Here is a 17775-nt window from a genome sequence, read left to right as displayed (position 1 = left end):
ATTGGAGCTCAGCATGAATAAACATAACATACTTTTTATTGGCCTAGATACTCACAAAGAGTTTGTTGAAGTCGCCTATATTGAAGACCAACGAGGGGCGCAAGCGGTTCACTTCGGCAGAATATCTAGCGCTAAAGCCGCCATTGTTAAACTGGCCAAACAGCTTCACTCTAAATACCCAAGAGCCACCTTACACTTTGTCTATGAAGCGGGGCCTTGCGGTTACTGGATATACCGCCTGCTCACCAGCCTTGGCCATTGTTGCTATGTGGTCGCCCCGTCACTTATCCCTAAAAAGCCAGGCGATAAGATAAAAACCGATAAGCGTGATGCACTCAAACTTGCCAAGCTGCTAAAAACCGAAGACCTAACACCTATTTACGTCCCAGAGCCTGAGGATGAAGCCGTACGGGATTTATCGCGTGCGCGTGAGACCGCTATGAAAGACTTAAAGGATGCCAAGTATCAGTTAAAAGCCTTGCTACTACGTAATAACATTAACTATGCGGGCACTGCCAATTGGTCGGCTAAGCACCTACGCTGGCTCACCGAGTTAGTGCTCCCCCACCCAGCACAACAAATTGCGCTACAAGAATACTTACACACCATTAATGAACGTATTGCTCGCCTAAAGCGTCTTGATAATGAATTAGCGCATCAGGTACAAGCATGGCGTTATTACCCAGTTAGTGAAAGCCGTACAAGCCATGCGTGGTGTTCGATTATTAGTGGCTACTGGCTTGATAGCAGAGCTCGGTGATATACGCCGCTTTGACCACCCACGTAAGCTCATGAGTTATTTAGGCTTAGTGCCCAGTGAGCACTCTAGCGGAGGGAGACGGCATATAGGCGCCATCACCAAATGTGGTAATGGCAGAGCAAGGCGTTTACTTATTGAAGGGGCCCATAGCTACCGTTATCCCGCAAACATCTCTACAGATTTACAACTAAGGCAGGAGGGCTTACCCAAAACAGTTGTTGATAAGGCGTGGCAAGCACAACTACGTTTATGTCGTCGTTATCAGCGTTTAATGCACAAAGGCAAACATTACAATGTGGTGGTCACCGCCATTGCACGTGAAATGATTGCCTATATCTGGGCCATAGCAAAACAAGTGGTATTAATTGATGTTAACCCCAAACATCGTTTAGCTAGGGTCCCCGCATAATGACAAAAATAGAGTTGATGTATGAGCTTAAGCATCGGCTGTGGCACAACCACCGACGGCGTTAGGATGGCAGTTATCGAAAAGTAATTGACCTACGAGCATAGACTGAAGACAGGTGCCACGACGGAATAAGTAAGGTTAGCGCTGCCCGCTGTTTGGGTAATCTACGGATATCAGCATGAGAACCGACGAACTTACTTGCTTCAAGCTCATGCATTAACTCGCCCTTTAGGCAAAGAGCAATGGTTCACACGAGCTAGGGGTTTAGGCGCTCAACTTGACATGGGGAGTCATACCAACGCCCAGCACAGCGGCGAGTTAAGCTGGCGCTTGTTTTGCGGCTTTTTGCAAAACAAGTGACAGGTTGACGAGTCCGATGCTGCTGCTTGTTACATGCCACTTAATATATGCTCATTTTTCGCTTTAGTTAAATAGCCTAACTCAATCTGATCATCAGGAATACATTTCAGACGCTTAGCTATGGTAGGCTCTAATTTAATGAAGCTAGTAGCTGAATTTGCAAGACCGCCAAACATAGCTAAAACTGGATCTCCTGAAACACTTGAGAGAGTACTACCTTTTACAAAATTACCGAGAACAGTAGTTAAATTGGCAGATCCAATATTAATCTTGAAATCTTCAAATTTAACCAGTTTGCCAAAGCGTTGTTTAGAAGCACTACTGATCTCACGTGTTATTTTCTCAATATCATCTTCTGCCAAATTTAGAGAGTATTCATTTGCATCACCTGCTTGCGCAACAAAATGGGTGAAGTTATCAATTGACCGCTTGAGCTCATTAAATAAATCCTGATTCTCGTGCTTGAAAGTCACAATCTTTCGTATGGTCGCGTTTCCAGAGGGCACGGGTAACTTACTATGTAATTTCAATTGTATGCAGTGCGCGTCAAAGGCTTTATCGTTAGCTGAAAAAAATTCACGGGTTGATTGTTGCGGAGTCCAAATTACATCAGGCTGTTCTTTTTGTGCTTTTTCGAGAGAGCTGGCTTGAAACTCAAGGAATTTTGGAGCCCATTCCTTAGCCCCCTCTGATTTTAAGCTATATGCATTCTCTTTGACTTCTAGTTTTCTAGCATCTTCTGGAAGATCTTGGTAATCATTGATAAGAATTCCGGAACTTTCTAATACTTTTTCGTTTGTAGACTTTTTCCACCGAGGAAGTTGAGCGGACACAGGCTGGATGATGTAATCCCAGTACAAACAAAAGAACTGCATTTGATCATCCCTGATTTGAACATGAGGGATGTAAACATCACCATCATTCTCTTCAAAGTGAGGACAAAAAACTATGCCTCTTTGCTTACTCATCTAGATTCCTATTCTCGACCGCATGTAACGCTTACATAATGGGCCGGAGCGTAGCGACGGTCCAGCCCACAGGCCCTTTTGTGGGCGATCATTGATGTACTTGTTAGTAGTTATTTTCTTAGCCCTCTAAGAATGGCTTTAAAAGTATTTGCATTATAGTTGCCACCATAAGCTCGGACTTTACGATCAATGGCACTATGCACAAACCATAGAATGAGTGCTGAGTAAATAACGCTAAATATAATTGTTAATCCGATGGTGATATAAAACCATATTGGCGATGCATCGTATGAAACTAAACCTACCCCCCTACCAATAGGATTAAACTCGCCAGTTGTTGCCCCGAGATAAATTTGATAGTTGATATAAAGCCAACCACCTAAAAAAAGCATACTCGATAGATAACGCTTTACTTTCATAAGACTACTAACGCTAAGTAGGCCGCACGTGCGGCCTATCCCATTCAATGAGCGCGCGGCCTATCTCAAAAAACATGACCTTTATCACATTCGCTCATCAATTAATGATTTGATATTAACCCATTGTCTACCTTAGTTTTTTACTCGGTATCAATCAATCGTCGATCCAAAGCTTTCATTGATTGCTTTGACAAATGACGCAAACGAAACCAGGGATACTGTGCAAATACACAGTTAAAAAGTGCGCAAACCTTGGAAGCTAAACTAATTCCAAGATTCCCTCGTTACCAACTAGCAAAGTCGAGATTCAAAACCATTAGTTTTGGTATGAAAAAAGCCGTGTGTAACCGTGTAATTCGTAAGAGGGCGTAACAAACTTTGGGGCATAAACGTCTTAAGAGTCTGCAAAAACAGTTCACCTTTTTTGGGGAGACTAAATAATCTGCTGGCTGGGTTGCGGCGCTGTTTTTAGTAACTTAGCTAAAATGGCTAAACCTTGGTCGAGTTGTTGATTCGATTCGGCTTGTCCTAGCGAGATCCTTACCGCATTAGGGCTGGCTTGATTGTCTACCACAAAGTGTTCGGCCGAAGCCACTTCAACCCCTTGCTGTTGCGCTGCTTCTACAAACTGTGCGCAACGCCAACTGGCAGGTAAACGCAGCCAGCAATGCAAGCCACCTTCTTGGTAGGTGTAATCTAAACCCGCCATGTAGTGATGCAGCAATTGGGCGCGTTGGCCTACTAATCTGCGCTGTTCAAGCAGGGCTTTATCGGCTAATCCGGCTTGAATCCATTGAATGGCTACATCAACCAGTAGTGGGCTAATGTTCCATGTGCTGCCTCTAATTGCGCTGTTTATGGCAACTTGAAGGTGCTGCGGGGCGTGTAAGTAAGCAAAGCGTAAACCCTTAAAAGCGCCTTTGGAAAAGCTGTTTAGGTAAATCACTTGCTCTGGTGCCAGTTCTACAAAAGCTTTAGGGCGTTGGTCGGGCAGTAAACCACATACATCGTCTTCAATAATAATTACTTGGTGTTGTTGGCAAATATCAATAATTTGCTGGCGGCGTTGCTGCGACATAATGGCTGTGGTGGGGTTTTGCAGCGTAGGGGTGAGGTACAAGGCTTTAGGGTGGTATTTTTCAATGTGATTAAGCAGGCTGTTGGGGCAAATGCCGTCATCATCTAAGGTTACGCCTTTTAGCTCTATTTTTAGCTGTTTAGCTAAGGTAATTAAGCCGGGGTAACACAAGGCCTCACACAGTAGCCGTTCGCCTACTAACTCCATGGCGATTAAACATAGATTTAAACCGTGTTGAGCGCCGTAGCTAAAAAACAGTTGTTCTGGCTTAAAGTGGCCGCCTTGCTGATTTAGCCATTGGCAAACGGCTTCTCGTTGGCTGGGCAAGTTTTGGCTGTGGTCATTATCTAACAGTGTATCGAGCTGATCGCCGGCGAGGCTGTAGCTTTGCAGCAAGGGTGTTAAGTGTTGGGCGCGTGATTGAGTAAATGCGGTGTTTTGCCATAACTCAATATGTTGGCTATTGCCCTTTAAGCTTCCCCATTGTTGTTGATAATTGGTGGGACTTTTTACGTAACTGCCGCTACCGGTTTTTGATTCAATTAAACCCTGTTGCTCTGCTTGAGCATAGGCTCGGCTAATGGTGCCTACGGTGACCGCTAAGTGCTCGGCGAGATGCCGCTGTGGCGGAAGTTTATCGCCAGCCTGTAGGTGTTGCTGCTCAACCAGTGTTCTGATTTGATCCACAATTTGAGCGGCTTTGTTGCCTTCGCTTTCTAACACTTGCCAAATTGTCATCATGACAATAAACCTTTTGATCTCTTCTACACAGTATATTAGCGTGAATATTGTGAGTTGTAGACGGTTTTTTGCGTTTTTGGCTATTTTGTATCGATACAATTATTTGGAGGAGTAGATATGGATATTGCGTTGTTTTCATCAATGATTTTGTTTGGGGTGGTAATGGCTGGTACTCCTGGGCCTAACAACATGCTGCTAACTTTTTCTGGTGCCAACTTTGGTTATAAGCGTTCGGTGCCTCAGATGGCGGGGATCCCAACAGGAATTGCCACCATGATACTGCTGATGGGATTAGGCTTAAGTTGGGTTTTTCAGCAATACCCTAGCGTGCATTTAGCCTTAAAAATCTTGGGCAGCGCCTATTTGCTTTATCTTGCCTTACGTATTTTGCGTCAAAGCAAACTGGCTAAACAAGAAATGGCGAAACCGCTGAGCTTTTTCGAATCCTTAGGCTTTCAGTACTTAAATCCTAAAGCGTGGATGATGACTTCTTCTGCAGTCGCCAGTTTTGCGATTCCGGGCGAGGCTTATTGGGAATCAATTTGGGCCTTAGTATTAACCTTTTTTTTAGTGAATCCGGTTACGGGCTCAATTTGGGTAAGTTTTGGTAAGTTCATCTCTCGTTGGTTAAGTGCGCCTATTGCTAGGCAGCGATTTAATATCACTATGTCTTTTCTTACAGCCGGTTGCGTAGTGCTGTTGTGGGTGTAGTGTTTTCCCTGTAACCATTTAGCTCAGCCTTAGTGTCTATTGGCGTAAATTCACTAAGGCTAAGTTTCCAACTTAAGTCCTGTCTTATTGATCTTCCTTAATAATAATTATGTAAATAGTTGATAGAGTTTTTACTTTAGCTGGCCTATGGCTAAGCAATTATTTACTACAAGGATTGTGTAATGAGAAAGATACTTGGATTGTTACTTTTTGTTGTTATGGCGTCGGCAAATGCTGGGGTGTTGCACTATGACGAAGCGTTAGATGGTCATTTTAATACGCAGCAGTTAAGCACTTTACAGCTAGGGCGAGGGGTAAATGTAGTTACGGGGACATTTGCTACTTCAGCGATAACTAAGTTGGATGCTGAATACGATGCTTACTTGGAGTCGATTGGCTATGGGCGTTTACGTCCCGAGGGCTTTGATTATTCCTCATTGGCTTATGACGATGGCGATATCTTCGATGTACTATTCGAGCTTGAAAGTAATTACAAAATCAGCAGCATAAACTTTAGTATTTTGGGCCAAGAAGCTTTAGTGCAAGGAGGCCATAGTTACCTTGTTACTCAATACTCCTTCGCTGATTTTAACAGTGAAATATATGGACCTAGGGATCGTACGCACTCAGGTCTAGATTTAGGCGTATCTGGCCAAGGTTTGTTTCACTTTCAAGCCACTGGCAGGTCGGCTGATATTTTTCCCGGCTGGGCTGAGTACGTTGGCCAAGAGCGAGTGAGTTACCAGTTATCATTGAACGTAGTTAAGGTTACAGAACCGGTGAGTGCTGCACTGTTTGGTTTATGTATGTTGGGGATTGCGTCAAAGCGTAAAAAATTCACAGTGACTTCTTCAATAAAAGCCTAGGGTTTGATGAAGGGTTTTGGTGAAGGTTTAATGTGATTAGAGGCAGATTGATTAACTTAAGTACATTGAGCCGAATTGCCACTGGGAATACGGCCGAGGTATTTGCCTTTGAAGATAGCAAGGTGCTGAAAGTGTATTTTCCGGGGTATCCGGAAGATGAAGCCGAGAACGAGGCGGCTAAAGCACTGTTTGCTTATCAGCAAGGCCTGCCTACGCCAAAGGTGATTGATGTACTGGAGGTGGAATCTCGCCCAGCGCTAATACTTGAAAGGTGTTTAGGGCCAAGCTTAGATAGCTACTTGCTCAAGCACCCTAGTGACATTGTGCCTATGGGTGAGCTATTTGCTGGTTTGCATGCAGATGTTCATCGCTGTCAGGCCCAGCCTTTGGACACCACATCACAGCGTTTGGCTTTAAAGATTCAGCGGTCTAATATCGCAGAGCCTCTCAAGCTAAAGGCGATTAACCAGCTTAACCTGCAAGCCTTAGATAGCCGCTTATGTCATGGCGATTTTCATCCTGCCAATGTATTGCTGTCGAGCAATGGCCCGGTGATTATTGATTGGGTAGACGCAACTCAGGGGCTGCCAATTAGCGACGTAGCGCGAACTGTGCTGTTGATTTCCACTAGCCAAATAGCCGGCAGCCACGCTGAGCAGCAAGCCTACCAATTGAAGAAACAACAATTTTTAGCGGCTTACCAGCAGCATTATCATCAATTGTGTTCCACCAATAACCATCAACTCAGCACTTGGACGCCACTAGTGGCTGCAGGAAGGCTGTCTGAAAAGCTACCTGTTGCCAGTGCAGCGCAAACTTTAGAGATAGCCCAACAACTTGTTTAGGGTTCATTGTGGCGAGTTAGCCGATGAAAAACAGCTTTTCACTACTTTTTCTAACCACAAATATTTAGCGCTACGATGCTGGTTGTTACTGAAGTTCAGTGAAATATCTAGGTTTAAGCGCTGCTCAGGATCTTCAAAGTGAATAAAGGCATAGTCATCTTTAGCTAGGCCTTCCATAGTGGTGTGTGGCGCTACACATACTGCATTGGTTTGTGAGGTATATTTCAAAATATTACTTAATTGCTGGCTTCGGAATTTGGGCTGCAGTTTTACGCCCTCGGTAAACAACTGCTGGATTTGCATAAACTGGTTGTTGTATCCGGGTAAAATCATCCCTGCTAATGGATAATCAAGTAACTGGTTGAGCTTAATGGTGCTACCTGCTAGTTGGTGGCTGGCATTACATATTCCGCCAACAATGGCTTTGGCAACCGGGATCTGGCGCAGCTCTTTTGAGACTTCAATGGGGTAAAAGCTAATTCCCGCATCTAACTCTTGGTTGATCAGTTGGCTTTCTGTGGCCGGGCTGTAGCTATATAGCTCAAATTCAATGTTAGGCGCATCTTGCATGATCGCCAGAGCAATTTTAAGCCCATGGCTTTCAGACAAATAGCTATTTATCGCTAAACGAAAGCGGCCGGTGAGTGTCGCAGGGTTAAACTCATCGCCTTGTAAAGTAGCCTCTAACAAACCCAATACCTTAGGGAGCTGCTGTTCTAGCTCAACCGCTTTATCGGTGAGTTTTAAGCCTCGCGCTTGGCGCACAAATAAGGGGTCGTCAAAACTACCGCGTATTTTTGCTAGTGCTCGGCTAACGGCTGCTTGGCTTACACCTAAGCGTTCAGCGGCTTTACGGGTGTTTTTTTCTTGTAGTAATACCAACAAGGTCTTCAAAAGGTTTAAATCGAAGTCGGCGAGATTCATGGCTTTCCTTAACGAAGAGTGTGCGCCTCAATACCTAAATGTACCGCATTTTGTTAGCGTGTTGTTAACTTGTCCTCTGAGCACATTTATTAAGAGGCAAATCTGCTAGTGTAAAGCTTGGCTAACAGGGGCAGGAAACCACATGTTAGCAAGTTGTTGATTTGTATGAGTCAAATCAAGAGAATCTACTTTTTTGTCAATTAGAACATGGACGTATTAATGCGAAATCTAGTTACTATCGCTTTATTTCTGTCGCTGTTTGCTTGTGGTGGAGGTGGGGGAGATGAGTCAAATCCAAGCCAGCCGCAAAATCCCAGTGTTGAAGTAGAGCTAAGCCAAACCGCACGTAAAGGCCAACCAGTTACTTTGCGCGCTAAAGCTTCTGGCGTAGGTACCATTAACAAAATTGAATGGCGCCAAATTGCTGGGCCTATCATTAGTTTTGAGCAAACCGACAGTTTAGAGTTGCCTATTACACCTGCCAGCAACGCCGCGTTAGCGGCCGATAGTTACACTTTTGAAGTTGCTATTACTAACGACCAACAACAGGTGACTCGCCAGCAATTAAGCTTTGAAGTGAAACGGGCGATGAGCTCGGCACAAGCGGCGCGTTTGCTACATCAAGCTACGCTAGGGCCAAAAGGTAGCGAAATAACTCACGCTACAGGAGTCAGTGAGGAAGAATGGTTAAGCGAGCAAATGCAGCTGCCAATCACCGAGCATTTACCCTTAGTACAAAACTATCCCGATAGAGACGAACCGAACCAAATCAATCGCATTGACGCATGGTGGAAAGCATCGCTGAATGCCCCGGACCAACTGCGCCAGCGAGTGGCATTTGCCTTGAGCGAAATTTTAGTGGTGTCTGATAGTAACAATGCCTTGCGCGGCGAGCCTGAAGGCATGGCGCAGTATCAAGACATATTGTTAAAACATGCTTTTGGTAATTACCGAGAACTACTAGAAGAAGTAACGCTATCGCCAGTAATGGGGACGTATTTAAGCCATTTGGGGAATGAGAAAGCCGATGAAGCTTTAAACATTCGCCCAGATGAAAACTACGCCCGTGAAGTGATGCAGTTGTTCACCATTGGTTTAGCTGAGCTGAACCAAGATGGTAGCCCTAAACTTGACGGTGAAGGCAACACCATTGCCACTTACGGCCAAGATCAAATTGAAGGTTTTGCCAGAGTTTTTACTGGCTGGACCTTTGGCGCGAGTGCTCGCTGGAAGCGACCAAGCCGTAATTTCACCATTCCCATGGAAGCCTATTCTGATTACCACTCAGAAAAAGAAAAGGTCTTGTTAAATGGCGAAGTATTAGCTGGTGGTCAATCCGCTGAGGATGATCTTAGCGCGGCATTAGACAATTTGTTTAACCACGCTAATGTTGGTCCATTTATAGGAAAGCAATTAATCCAACGTTTGGTCACTTCTAACCCAACGCCACAATACGTAGAGCGTATTGCCAATGTTTTTGACGACAACGGCAGTGGTGTACGAGGCGATTTAGGAGCCGTTGTTAGCGCGATATTATTGGATGAAGAAGCAAGGCAAACCTCTGGAGTATTAAACTATTACGGCAAAGTGCGTGAGCCTTTGTTGCGGACTGTACAGTTTTGGCGTGAGCTGGATGCTAACAGCCCTGCCAATTTGTACTTTACTTGGTCGTTAAACGACAGTCATGGTCAAACACCTCTTGGTTCTCCTTCGGTATTTAACTTCTTTAGACCTGATTATCAGCCTGCTGATTTGTTGGAATTAGGAATAGTGGCACCAGAGTTACAAATTGCTAACGATGCCGCGTTAATTGGCCAGTTTAATAACCAATACAGCAACTTCTTATGGAATATTAAAGAGGTGATTACTGAGCCAAGTGATAAACGCATTTTGCTTAGTATGCAAAACCATGCAGATATACTGGAACTACAAGGTTTAGAAGCCTTACTCGACTATTACGATACCCTGTTTTATAGCGGTGCCATGAGTACGGCACAGCGACAAACCTTGCGTGAAGTACAAGATATTTATGCTGATTGGGGTTTATACCACCAAGTGGCGCTTTTGTTATTTACCGTGTCGGTTTCACCCGACTACGTCATTCAGCTATAGGAGCCTGAGATGAATTATAAAAACAGGCGAGAGTTTCTGTCGCTGTGCCTAAAAGGTGGCGTATCAATGGCTGCGCTTACCAGCATGCAGCTAAAAGCAATGACTAGCTTGGCAACGCCAGCCGCTGGCGCAGGCGACTTTAAAGCGTTGGTGTGTATTTTTCTCAAAGGAGGTAATGACTCCTTTAATATGCTGATCCCTCAAAGTGGTGACCCGCTCGATGCCTATTTAAATAGTCGCCAAAACTTAGCGGTAAGTGACGCTATTGCGATTAACCCAACTACTGCGGTAGACGGTGGAATAGGCCTTAACCCTGCTCTCTCGCCAATAGCGCCGCTATTTAACGCGCAAAACTTGGCGGTGGTTTCTGGGGTGGGTAGCTTAGTGGCCCCGATCACTTTGGAGCAATACAAAGCAAAAAGTGCGGCTATTCCTAATAACTTGTTCTCGCATAATGACCAGCAATCAACGTGGATGCAGGGGCGCGAGAAAGAAAGTATTAACTATGGCTGGGGCGGACGTATTTTAGAGATGCTTAATCAAAATAATAATTTTGGTTCTAACATCTCGTTGTCGGGTAATAACCTGTGGCAAACTGGCCCTAACGCGATTCCTTTTGCTATGAATAAATCAGGTATTACACGCGTTAATGCCTACAACAGTAGCTCTCCGCGTACCCAAGCGCTGCGCCAGCAACTTGAGCAAATGTTTAGCCAAGCAAGCCATCCTTTAGCCAAAAGCTACAGTGACAAATTGGATACCTCAATTGGCAATACTGAGCAGCTCAATACTGCGTTAGAAAGTGCCTCAGAATTTACAGATGTATTCAGCGACAGCAACCTCTCTAAGCAACTATTAGCGGTAGCGAAAACCTTGTCGGTGCAATCGCAGTTTGGCGTAGGCCGACAAGTATTCTTTGTTGGCATGGGCGGCTTTGATACTCACGACGACCAAAATGTGAATCATCCGAACTTATTAATGCAGCTTTCACAAGCCATGGCTGAGTTTGATGGCGCTATGAGTACCTTAGGTTTATCAAACCAAGTGACAACCTTTACCATGTCGGACTTTGGCCGAACTTTGAGTTCAAATGGTGATGGTACTGACCACGGCTGGGCAGGTAACCAATTGGTGATGGGCGGTGCAGTCAACGGCGGCGAAATCTACGGTTCGGTTATCGAACAGGCTTTAGACAGTGCTTACGATGTGGGTGGTGGCAGAATGATCCCACAAGTGGCCAACGAGCAATATTTTGCCAGTTTAGCTCGCTGGTTTGGTTTGAGTGATAGTGAAGTATTGGACTTGTTCCCAAGCTTAAGTAACTTTAATCAAACTCATCTCTCGATGTTTAGCTAATACCTTACATAAGTAATAAAAAAGGCCAGCAAGTTGCTGGCCTTTTTAGTACTAAATAAAGTTTATTTGGCTTTAGCTGCTTTATCTTCGTGAGGTAATACCAAGTTAAGAATAATGGCCACAATGCCACACAGGCCAACACCTTTAAGAGTAAATTCACCGAGGCCAACAGCCATGCCACCAATACCAAATACTAAAGTGACAGACACAATCACAAGGTTACGTGGAATAGACAAATCCACTTGCTTGTTAATTAGGGTATTTAAGCCAATTGCTGCAATCGCACCAAATAGCAGGCACATAATGCCGCCCATTACTGGCACCGGAATAGACAATAACAAGGCACCCGTTTTGCCGATAAATGCTAAACCAATGGCAAATACTGCTGCCCAAGTCATGATGATAGGGTTGTAGGTTTTAAGCAGGCTTACCGCGCCGGTTACTTCGCCGTAACTTACTACAGGTGGCGCGCCAAAGCTGGCGGCTGTCATGGTGGCTAAACCGTCGCCTAATAATGAGCGGTGAATCCCTGGGTTTTCCACAAAGTTTTTGCCAGTCACATTAGAAATAGCCAGTATGTCGCCAAAGTGTTCAATAGTAACAATTAAGCCGATAGGCGCGATAAACAAAATGGCCTGCCAGTTGAATTCAGGCGTAACAAATTCTGGTATCGCAAACCATGCGGCACTAGCTACTGCACTAAAGTCAACTAAACCAAAGAACAAACTCAATACATAGCCCACAGCTACACCACTGATAATAGGCATTAATTTGAGCATGCCTTTAGCAAAGATAGATACCACAATGGTGGTAAACAACGATGCTAAAGAAATCAGCAAGGCGATGTCTTGCTCTACTAAAACTGCCGAGCCATCGCCTGTTTTACCTAAGGCCATATTTACAGCAACCGGGGCTAAGCCTAAACCAATGACCATAATCACTGGGCCAACCACTACCGGCGGTAAAAAGCGCTCAATAACCTTAACACCGCGTACTTTTACAATGGCACTAATAATAATGAACATAAGGCCTGCAGCCATTAGGCCACTTAAGGTCGCGGGTAAACCAAACTGCTGAATACCTAAAATAATTGGTCCGATAAAGGCGAATGAGCTGCCCAGAAAAATAGGAATTTGGCGACGCGTACAAAACTGAAAGATTAGCGTACCTATACCTGCACCCAATAAGGCGAGGTTAGGGCTAATGCCTGTTAGTAGTGGTACCAAGGTAGTAGCACCAAATGCAACCAGTAGCATTTGCGCACCAAGTAGTGGGGTGTTCATCCGTTTTGTCTCCCTGAACAAAAAAATTCATCTAGTGTAAGCCGAAGGGCGTGATAAAAAAATGATCAAGGTGCTTAGTCTAGAAAAAAGTCTTTGTTTTATTATAGTTGCGCGATCTTTTAGACTTATGTAGCGGTTTGGTTCAAAGTAATCGAAAACCTTAGGAGGTAATGTGGCTAAAGCAAACAAGAATAAAGTCTCTGATGAAGTGGTGGCAACGGCAGAAGCCTTAACCAAGGCGAACCAACGCCCTGGCCAAACTAAAGAGCAAAACAAATTAATCTCGGCGGGTATTCAAAAAGGCATTGAGCAGTATAAAAAGCAACACAAAGCCAAAATGCGCGAAGCCGACAAACAGCGTAAAAAGCAATCTAGTAAAAACGCGGAGCAATGCGCTGGTGCTGATCACTTAGCAGAAGCTAAAGATAATACTAAGCCATCTATATTGCCTTGGGTGTTACTGGGCTTGTCATGGTTAGGTTTTGCTGCCTATGTTTATAGTTATTCGCCAAGCTAGGAGAGCATGATGCGTGGCCAGCAAATACTCATTAGACCTTACCTACCAGAAGATGCCATTGCTCATGCTGAGGCCGTGCGTGAAACCGCTGCTGGCGGGCACCGCTGGTTAGATTGGATGGAAGAAGATTACCCAGAAGAAGAGAGTCGATCTTGGCTAGCACTGAGCCAAGCGGCGATAGCTAAAAACATTGCTTTTGATATGGGGATTTTTGCCAATCAAGGTGGACAGTTTTTAGGTGCTATTGCTATTAACCGCATTGAGTGGAATTACCGCGCAGCTAATTTGGGCTATTGGGTAAGAGACAGTGCCAGTGGTAAAGGTATTGCTACCGAAGCGGTGCGTTTAATGGCCGATTACGCTTTTAATGGCTTGCAGCTAAATCGCTTAGAATTAGTGATTGCCGAGCAAAACATTGCCAGCCGTCGAGTGGCTGAAAAAGCCGGCGCACATTACGAAAGCTTAGCTAGGTCACGAGTTATTGATTTTGGCCAACCCTGCCACGCAGCGATTTATTCATTGATCGCCGATGACTTGGCCGCGCCGCAATAAGCTAATTGTCGATACTTTTTAAGGTGCTGCTACTGCGGCTGCGTTGGTTAATAAACTTCAGCATCGATTTGCCCAATAGCCACGGTAAGTCTTGGTTTACCGCTTGGTAACCTAAGTGACTAGCAACATGGTTGGTAAATTGGCTCCAACCTACATTGGCTAAGCGCCAGGCAACGCTTTTTTGCTGCGAAGCATCAATAAACAAATGCACAATGGCGCGAAACCGAGGGGACTCTAAACTGTCGAGCCAAGTCAGCCGCAAACTCTCGCGTGAACTTAAATCCAAATGTTGGATAAAGTTTTGAGTTAAACGGCTATTTACCGCAGAAGTAATAGATTGCAGGGTAGGGAAGCACTCATTGAGTTCTGCTTGGCTAATGCCACACTGCCTAGCAATGTTGCCCATTTCTATTTGTTGCCAATCGCCTTCAAGCAAAAATGCCAATACCTGATCAAGGATCCGTTCCTTAAGTTGTTGCTGTGGCGACAAGCTGACTGGGGACATGATTCGCTTCCTGCGAAAGAGCCCAAGTGTTAGCTTGTGCTCATGGGCTCGTTAAATCGCTCAGGAAAGTCACTGATAACCATATCTAGCCATGGTAACAATGCGGTGATTTCGGTGGGCTCATTTACAGTGTATGTAGACAAACGATAACCCGCCAGTTTGATTTGTTTGGCCTGGGCAACGCTCAAGGTCTTGTAATCGCAATGGCAGGCTAGCGCATTAATGTCTTGAAGTTGTTGCAGCCAATTCTCGGGGATTTCTTCATAGAGCTGGGCTAAGTCAAATTGGCTAGCATGGCGGTGCATAAACAGTAACAATTGGTGATCGAAGCTAGAAATAAGCAAACGGTCGAGTGGAAAATCACAATGGGCTATTTCGGCGACTACAGCTTCAACTAATTGTTGGCGCGGTTGGTTGTGATACTTCATCTCTAAGTTGAGCTTTAAACCCAACTTTTTGGCATGGATGAGGTACTGGCGTAAGCTTGGTAAGGCTTGGCCGGAAAACGATGAAGAAAACCAAGCGCCAGCGTCTAGCGAATGTAATTGCGCTAAGGTGTATTCGGTGGCTTTGCCGCTACCATTCGTGCAACGTTCTAAATGCTCGTCGTGAAATACAATGGGCTGGTGGTCTTTGGTTAAAAAGGTATCAAATTCGACCCATTCTAGGCCTAACTCTACGGCGCGGTCTAAGCCCGCTAGGGTGTTTTCCGGGGAGCTGCCTGCTACGCCACGGTGTCCTGCAATAACTGCCATGCTAATTCCTCTTTGGTTCTCAGGCGCATGCCATCAATCATTTTAGTGTAGCTGGGTAATGTAAGCAGGCAGTTATACATTTTTATGACACATTTAACAAATCGGCTCCACAATGTTTACAGTAATCAGCGTCGTGGTCGTGACCAGCGCGTTCACAGTGCACACAACGGTGTTCACTTTGCTCACGGCGCATCTCATTAACTAGCTCTGCACCTACAATGCCGGTAGGCACGGTAATAATCGAAAAACCGGTAATCATGACCAAGGCTGCCAGTGCTTGGCCTAGAGGTGTGGCAGGAGAAATATCGCCATAACCTACAGTAGTAATGGTGACAATGGCCCAATAAATACTGCGAGGAATGCTAGTGAAGCCATTTTCTGGCCCTTCAATGGCATACATTAAGGCACCATAAATAGTGGTGGTTAAACAAATACAAAATAAGAATACTAAAATCTTACGACGAGCCAGCATTAGCGCTCGTAATAGCACGTTGGCTTCACTCATATATCGCACTAGTTTTAAAACGCGAAGTATCCGTAGGATCCGCAATAAGCGGAATAGCAGCATTACCTGCGCAGCTGGGTAGAGCAGGGCTAAATAAGTGGGTAAAATTGCCAGCAAATCGACCACACCATAAAAACTCTTGGCATACTCTTTAGGTTGCGGCGAGCAGTATAAACGGGCGATATACTCGAGGGTGAAAAACACCGTAAATACCACTTCAATGGCGATAAACCAGGTGTGGTAGAGCTGTTCAAACTCACTCACTGAATCGAGAATTACCACGATGACACTGCTGATAATGGCGCTTACTAGCAGTAAATCAAAGCGCTTTCCGGCTGGGGTATTGTAGCCAAAAATTATATCGTAAAGCCGTTTTTGCATAGGGCTTTGGGTAGTGGGTTCACTAGACACAGAGTTCATCCTTGAAGGTTTTAATAGGCTAAGTATATCGATAAATGTTTGAATTTGAAGTGAGTCGCTAAACTCCCGCTAAATATCAATCCTGTCTATTTAGTCGAATGCTTGTGGCTAATATTTGTGTTTTTTGTTCCATTTTTATATTGATACAGTAGCTCATCTAAAATTATGGCATCAAGTGAGACACAACTATGACATCAGTATTAACGCTTAAATCAAGTATTTTGGGAGAGCACTCAAGCTCATCGGCACTGATTGACCAACTGAGTAATCGTTACATTGCGCAACATGCAAAGGTGGTGAGTCGAGATTTAGCCGCAGAGCCTCTGCCGGTGTTGAGTGCTGAAGTAATCTCGGCACTGCAAGGTGGGGATGAACTAAGCGAACAACAGCGGAAAGTATTCGCTTTATCAAACAGTTTAGTGGATGAGCTTAAAGCCGCCGATGTGGTGGTGATTGCTGCGCCAATGTATAACTTTTCGATTCCCACACAGTTAAAGAATTGGCTAGATTTAGTGGTGCGAGCTGGACTTACTTTTCAATATAGCGAACAAGGCCCAGTTGGTTTGATAAAGGATACGAAAGCGATTGTGGTCACGACACGAGGCGGGATTCATAAACACGCTGCTACCGACACTCAAATTCCTCACTTAATGGTAGTGCTAGGATTTTTAGGCATCACTGATGTTGAAGTGGTTTATGCCGAAGCCTTAAGCATGGGTGATGAAACCGCCAAGCAGCAAATGGATGCCGCACAAGAGCAACTAGCTGCCCTCGTTTAGTGTGCAATTTTCTAACACAAAATCCTTAAACCTCTGATTGGCGCGCGACATATACGCATCGCGTCGCCAAGCCAGCCCTAGCTCTAAGTGAAACGGCGGATCAAAGCTTAGCGAATGCAGAGAGTCACCCGGTTGAACTACCATGCTAAGTAGGGTAGTTATGCCAAAATCTCTGGCAACAATCGACTTAATGAGCGGGATCAGGTTGGTTTGAAAAGAGACTTGTGGCACCTGTTGCTGTTCACGACTGATCTGTTCAATCACCTTATGGTGAAAGTACCCCTCGCGAAACAGCACCAATTCATGGTTTAGAAATTCACGGTGGCTAATGCTGCTTTGTGCGCTAAGTGGATTATCTTGGCTGCAACAAGCCAGTAGTTCACCTTTGTAAATAGGTTCACAGTGCAGTTCTGGCGGCACATCTTGGGTGACAACAATGCCTAAATCGAGTTCACCACTAAGCAATTTTTGCCTAACCAACTCGGTACCTGCATCAATCACAGAAAGGTTGAGTTGTGGGTAGAGACTTTTAAAACCCATGAGCAAGGGCGGAAAGAAATAAGAGCCCATCATGCTAGGGATCCCAATGGTTACGGTACCGCTGTCCAGCCCCTTTAGAGATTGCATCGCTTGCTCGGCGTCTTCAGCTTGTTTAAGCAGTTGAATGGCGTGTTGGTATAGTACTTTTCCTTCGGTACTTAAGCTGACATTTCGCTCGTTACGTTGTAGCAGTTGTATCGATAGTTGTTGCTCGAGTTTTTTGATTGTGGCGCTAATCGCTGGCTGGGCAACGCCCAATTGTTTAGCCGCTGCAGTAAAGCTACCCAGTTGCACCACACTGACAAACTGGCGTAATTGTCTTAATTCCACAATCGTTACTCATAAGTAAAAGTTATAGCTTCGATAATAC

Annotated in this window: 17 protein-coding genes and 1 pseudogene; 9 read left to right on the top strand and 9 right to left on the bottom strand. The window is 44.9% G+C overall.

Annotated features, from left to right (window positions below; translation table 11 throughout):
- Nucleotides 1–13: 13 nt before the first annotated feature.
- Nucleotides 14–1169, top strand: a pseudogene (locus tag ACLD71_RS21860) (IS110 family transposase).
- Nucleotides 1170–1558: 389 nt separating this feature from the next.
- Here the strand turns inward: ACLD71_RS21860 and ACLD71_RS21855 are convergent.
- The 3 genes from ACLD71_RS21855 to ACLD71_RS21845 all read right to left on the bottom strand — a co-directional run bounded on the left by ACLD71_RS21855 (nt 1559) and on the right by ACLD71_RS21845 (nt 4735).
- Nucleotides 1559–2497, bottom strand: coding sequence for a DUF6236 family protein (locus tag ACLD71_RS21855; RefSeq protein WP_411992152.1), 939 nt, complete (start codon nt 2495–2497; stop codon nt 1559–1561).
- A gap of 110 nt (nt 2498–2607) precedes the next feature.
- Nucleotides 2608–2916 carry a hypothetical protein gene (locus ACLD71_RS21850; protein WP_411992150.1) on the bottom strand — a complete coding sequence of 103 codons (309 nt, stop codon included), beginning with the start codon at nt 2914–2916 and terminating at the stop codon, nt 2608–2610.
- 433 nt (nt 2917–3349) lie between these two features.
- Complete coding sequence (locus tag ACLD71_RS21845) at nt 3350–4735, bottom strand: PLP-dependent aminotransferase family protein (RefSeq protein ID WP_411992148.1); 1386 nt, start codon at nt 4733–4735, stop codon at nt 3350–3352.
- A 117-nt stretch (nt 4736–4852) separates the two neighbouring features.
- Between ACLD71_RS21845 and ACLD71_RS21840 the strand changes: the two genes are divergently transcribed.
- The 3 genes from ACLD71_RS21840 to ACLD71_RS21830 all read left to right on the top strand — a co-directional run bounded on the left by ACLD71_RS21840 (nt 4853) and on the right by ACLD71_RS21830 (nt 7157).
- Complete coding sequence (locus ACLD71_RS21840; RefSeq protein WP_137671800.1) at nt 4853–5446, top strand: LysE family translocator; 594 nt, start codon at nt 4853–4855, stop codon at nt 5444–5446.
- Nucleotides 5447–5628: 182 nt separating this feature from the next.
- Nucleotides 5629–6312 carry a hypothetical protein gene (locus ACLD71_RS21835; RefSeq protein ID WP_411992146.1) on the top strand — a complete coding sequence of 228 codons (684 nt, stop codon included), beginning with the start codon at nt 5629–5631 and terminating at the stop codon, nt 6310–6312.
- A gap of 32 nt (nt 6313–6344) precedes the next feature.
- Nucleotides 6345–7157 carry a phosphotransferase gene (locus ACLD71_RS21830; RefSeq protein WP_411992144.1) on the top strand — a complete coding sequence of 271 codons (813 nt, stop codon included), beginning with the start codon at nt 6345–6347 and terminating at the stop codon, nt 7155–7157.
- A gap of 3 nt (nt 7158–7160) precedes the next feature.
- Here ACLD71_RS21830 and ACLD71_RS21825 read toward each other — a convergent pair whose 3' ends face one another.
- Complete coding sequence (locus ACLD71_RS21825; protein ID WP_411992142.1) at nt 7161–8081, bottom strand: LysR family transcriptional regulator; 921 nt, start codon at nt 8079–8081, stop codon at nt 7161–7163.
- A 219-nt stretch (nt 8082–8300) separates the two neighbouring features.
- On the opposite strand from ACLD71_RS21825, the gene ACLD71_RS21820 reads away from it, so the two are divergent.
- The gene (locus ACLD71_RS21820) at nt 8301–10193 is read left to right on the top strand and encodes a DUF1800 domain-containing protein (RefSeq protein ID WP_411992141.1); all 1893 of its coding nucleotides are present in this window, start codon (nt 8301–8303) and stop codon (nt 10191–10193) included.
- 9 nt (nt 10194–10202) lie between these two features.
- Nucleotides 10203–11549, top strand: coding sequence for a DUF1501 domain-containing protein (locus ACLD71_RS21815; protein ID WP_411992139.1), 1347 nt, complete (start codon nt 10203–10205; stop codon nt 11547–11549).
- A 62-nt stretch (nt 11550–11611) separates the two neighbouring features.
- Here the strand turns inward: ACLD71_RS21815 and ACLD71_RS21810 are convergent, their stop codons facing one another.
- Nucleotides 11612–12832 (bottom strand): uracil-xanthine permease family protein, encoded by a 1221-nt coding sequence (locus tag ACLD71_RS21810; protein WP_137671794.1) that lies wholly within the window; start codon nt 12830–12832, stop codon nt 11612–11614.
- A gap of 172 nt (nt 12833–13004) precedes the next feature.
- Between ACLD71_RS21810 and ACLD71_RS21805 the strand changes: the two genes are divergently transcribed.
- The gene (locus ACLD71_RS21805; RefSeq protein ID WP_411992136.1) at nt 13005–13349 is read left to right on the top strand and encodes a DUF2956 domain-containing protein; all 345 of its coding nucleotides are present in this window, start codon (nt 13005–13007) and stop codon (nt 13347–13349) included.
- A gap of 6 nt (nt 13350–13355) precedes the next feature.
- Nucleotides 13356–13901: a GNAT family N-acetyltransferase gene (locus ACLD71_RS21800; protein WP_137671792.1), complete on the top strand. Its 546-nt coding sequence runs from the start codon at nt 13356–13358 to the stop codon at nt 13899–13901.
- A gap of 1 nt (nt 13902) precedes the next feature.
- On the opposite strand, the gene ACLD71_RS21795 is transcribed toward ACLD71_RS21800, so the two are convergent.
- From ACLD71_RS21795 to ACLD71_RS21785, 3 genes are all read right to left on the bottom strand, one after another.
- On the bottom strand, nt 13903–14406 hold the full coding sequence (locus ACLD71_RS21795; RefSeq protein ID WP_137671791.1) for a TetR/AcrR family transcriptional regulator: 504 nt from the start codon (nt 14404–14406) through the stop codon (nt 13903–13905).
- Nucleotides 14407–14435: 29 nt separating this feature from the next.
- A complete protein-coding gene (locus ACLD71_RS21790; RefSeq protein WP_411992134.1) occupies nt 14436–15161 on the bottom strand; it encodes a glycerophosphodiester phosphodiesterase family protein in 726 nt (241 codons plus the stop codon).
- An 82-nt stretch (nt 15162–15243) separates the two neighbouring features.
- Nucleotides 15244–16077, bottom strand: coding sequence for an ion transporter (locus ACLD71_RS21785; protein WP_303510665.1), 834 nt, complete (start codon nt 16075–16077; stop codon nt 15244–15246).
- Nucleotides 16078–16274: 197 nt separating this feature from the next.
- On the opposite strand from ACLD71_RS21785, the gene ACLD71_RS21780 reads away from it, so the two are divergent.
- Entirely contained in the window at nt 16275–16865 is a 591-nt protein-coding gene (locus ACLD71_RS21780; protein WP_137671788.1) for an FMN-dependent NADH-azoreductase, read from the top strand.
- Here ACLD71_RS21780 and ACLD71_RS21775 read toward each other — a convergent pair.
- Complete coding sequence (locus ACLD71_RS21775; protein WP_411992131.1) at nt 16848–17735, bottom strand: LysR family transcriptional regulator; 888 nt, start codon at nt 17733–17735, stop codon at nt 16848–16850. The two genes, ACLD71_RS21780 and ACLD71_RS21775, sit on opposite strands and share 18 nt — an antisense overlap.
- Nucleotides 17736–17775 lie beyond the last annotated feature (40 nt).

This window comes from Agarivorans sp. DSG3-1, from assembly GCF_046774965.1.
GTDB lineage: Bacteria > Pseudomonadota > Gammaproteobacteria > Enterobacterales > Celerinatantimonadaceae > Agarivorans.
Note: the sequence above shows the minus strand (reverse complement) of the source record. Positions and strands in the feature narration are given on the sequence as shown.

Bases quoted from the DNA above. Each gene is read 5' to 3' on its own strand.
- ACLD71_RS21855 (WP_411992152.1), bottom strand. From the start codon at position 2,497: ATGAGTAAGCAAAGAGGCATAGTTTTTTGTCCTCACTTTGAAGAGAAT.
- ACLD71_RS21850 (WP_411992150.1), bottom strand. From the start codon at position 2,916: ATGAAAGTAAAGCGTTATCTATCGAGTATGCTTTTTTTAGGTGGTTGG.
- ACLD71_RS21845 (WP_411992148.1), bottom strand. From the start codon at position 4,735: ATGATGACAATTTGGCAAGTGTTAGAAAGCGAAGGCAACAAAGCCGCT.
- ACLD71_RS21840 (WP_137671800.1), top strand. From the start codon at position 4,853: ATGGATATTGCGTTGTTTTCATCAATGATTTTGTTTGGGGTGGTAATG.
- ACLD71_RS21835 (WP_411992146.1), top strand. From the start codon at position 5,629: ATGAGAAAGATACTTGGATTGTTACTTTTTGTTGTTATGGCGTCGGCA.
- ACLD71_RS21825 (WP_411992142.1), bottom strand. From the start codon at position 8,081: ATGAATCTCGCCGACTTCGATTTAAACCTTTTGAAGACCTTGTTGGTA.
- ACLD71_RS21820 (WP_411992141.1), top strand. From the start codon at position 8,301: ATGCGAAATCTAGTTACTATCGCTTTATTTCTGTCGCTGTTTGCTTGT.
- ACLD71_RS21815 (WP_411992139.1), top strand. From the start codon at position 10,203: ATGAATTATAAAAACAGGCGAGAGTTTCTGTCGCTGTGCCTAAAAGGT.
- ACLD71_RS21810 (WP_137671794.1), bottom strand. From the start codon at position 12,832: ATGAACACCCCACTACTTGGTGCGCAAATGCTACTGGTTGCATTTGGT.
- ACLD71_RS21800 (WP_137671792.1), top strand. From the start codon at position 13,356: ATGATGCGTGGCCAGCAAATACTCATTAGACCTTACCTACCAGAAGAT.
- ACLD71_RS21795 (WP_137671791.1), bottom strand. From the start codon at position 14,406: ATGTCCCCAGTCAGCTTGTCGCCACAGCAACAACTTAAGGAACGGATC.
- ACLD71_RS21790 (WP_411992134.1), bottom strand. From the start codon at position 15,161: ATGGCAGTTATTGCAGGACACCGTGGCGTAGCAGGCAGCTCCCCGGAA.
- ACLD71_RS21780 (WP_137671788.1), top strand. From the start codon at position 16,275: ATGACATCAGTATTAACGCTTAAATCAAGTATTTTGGGAGAGCACTCA.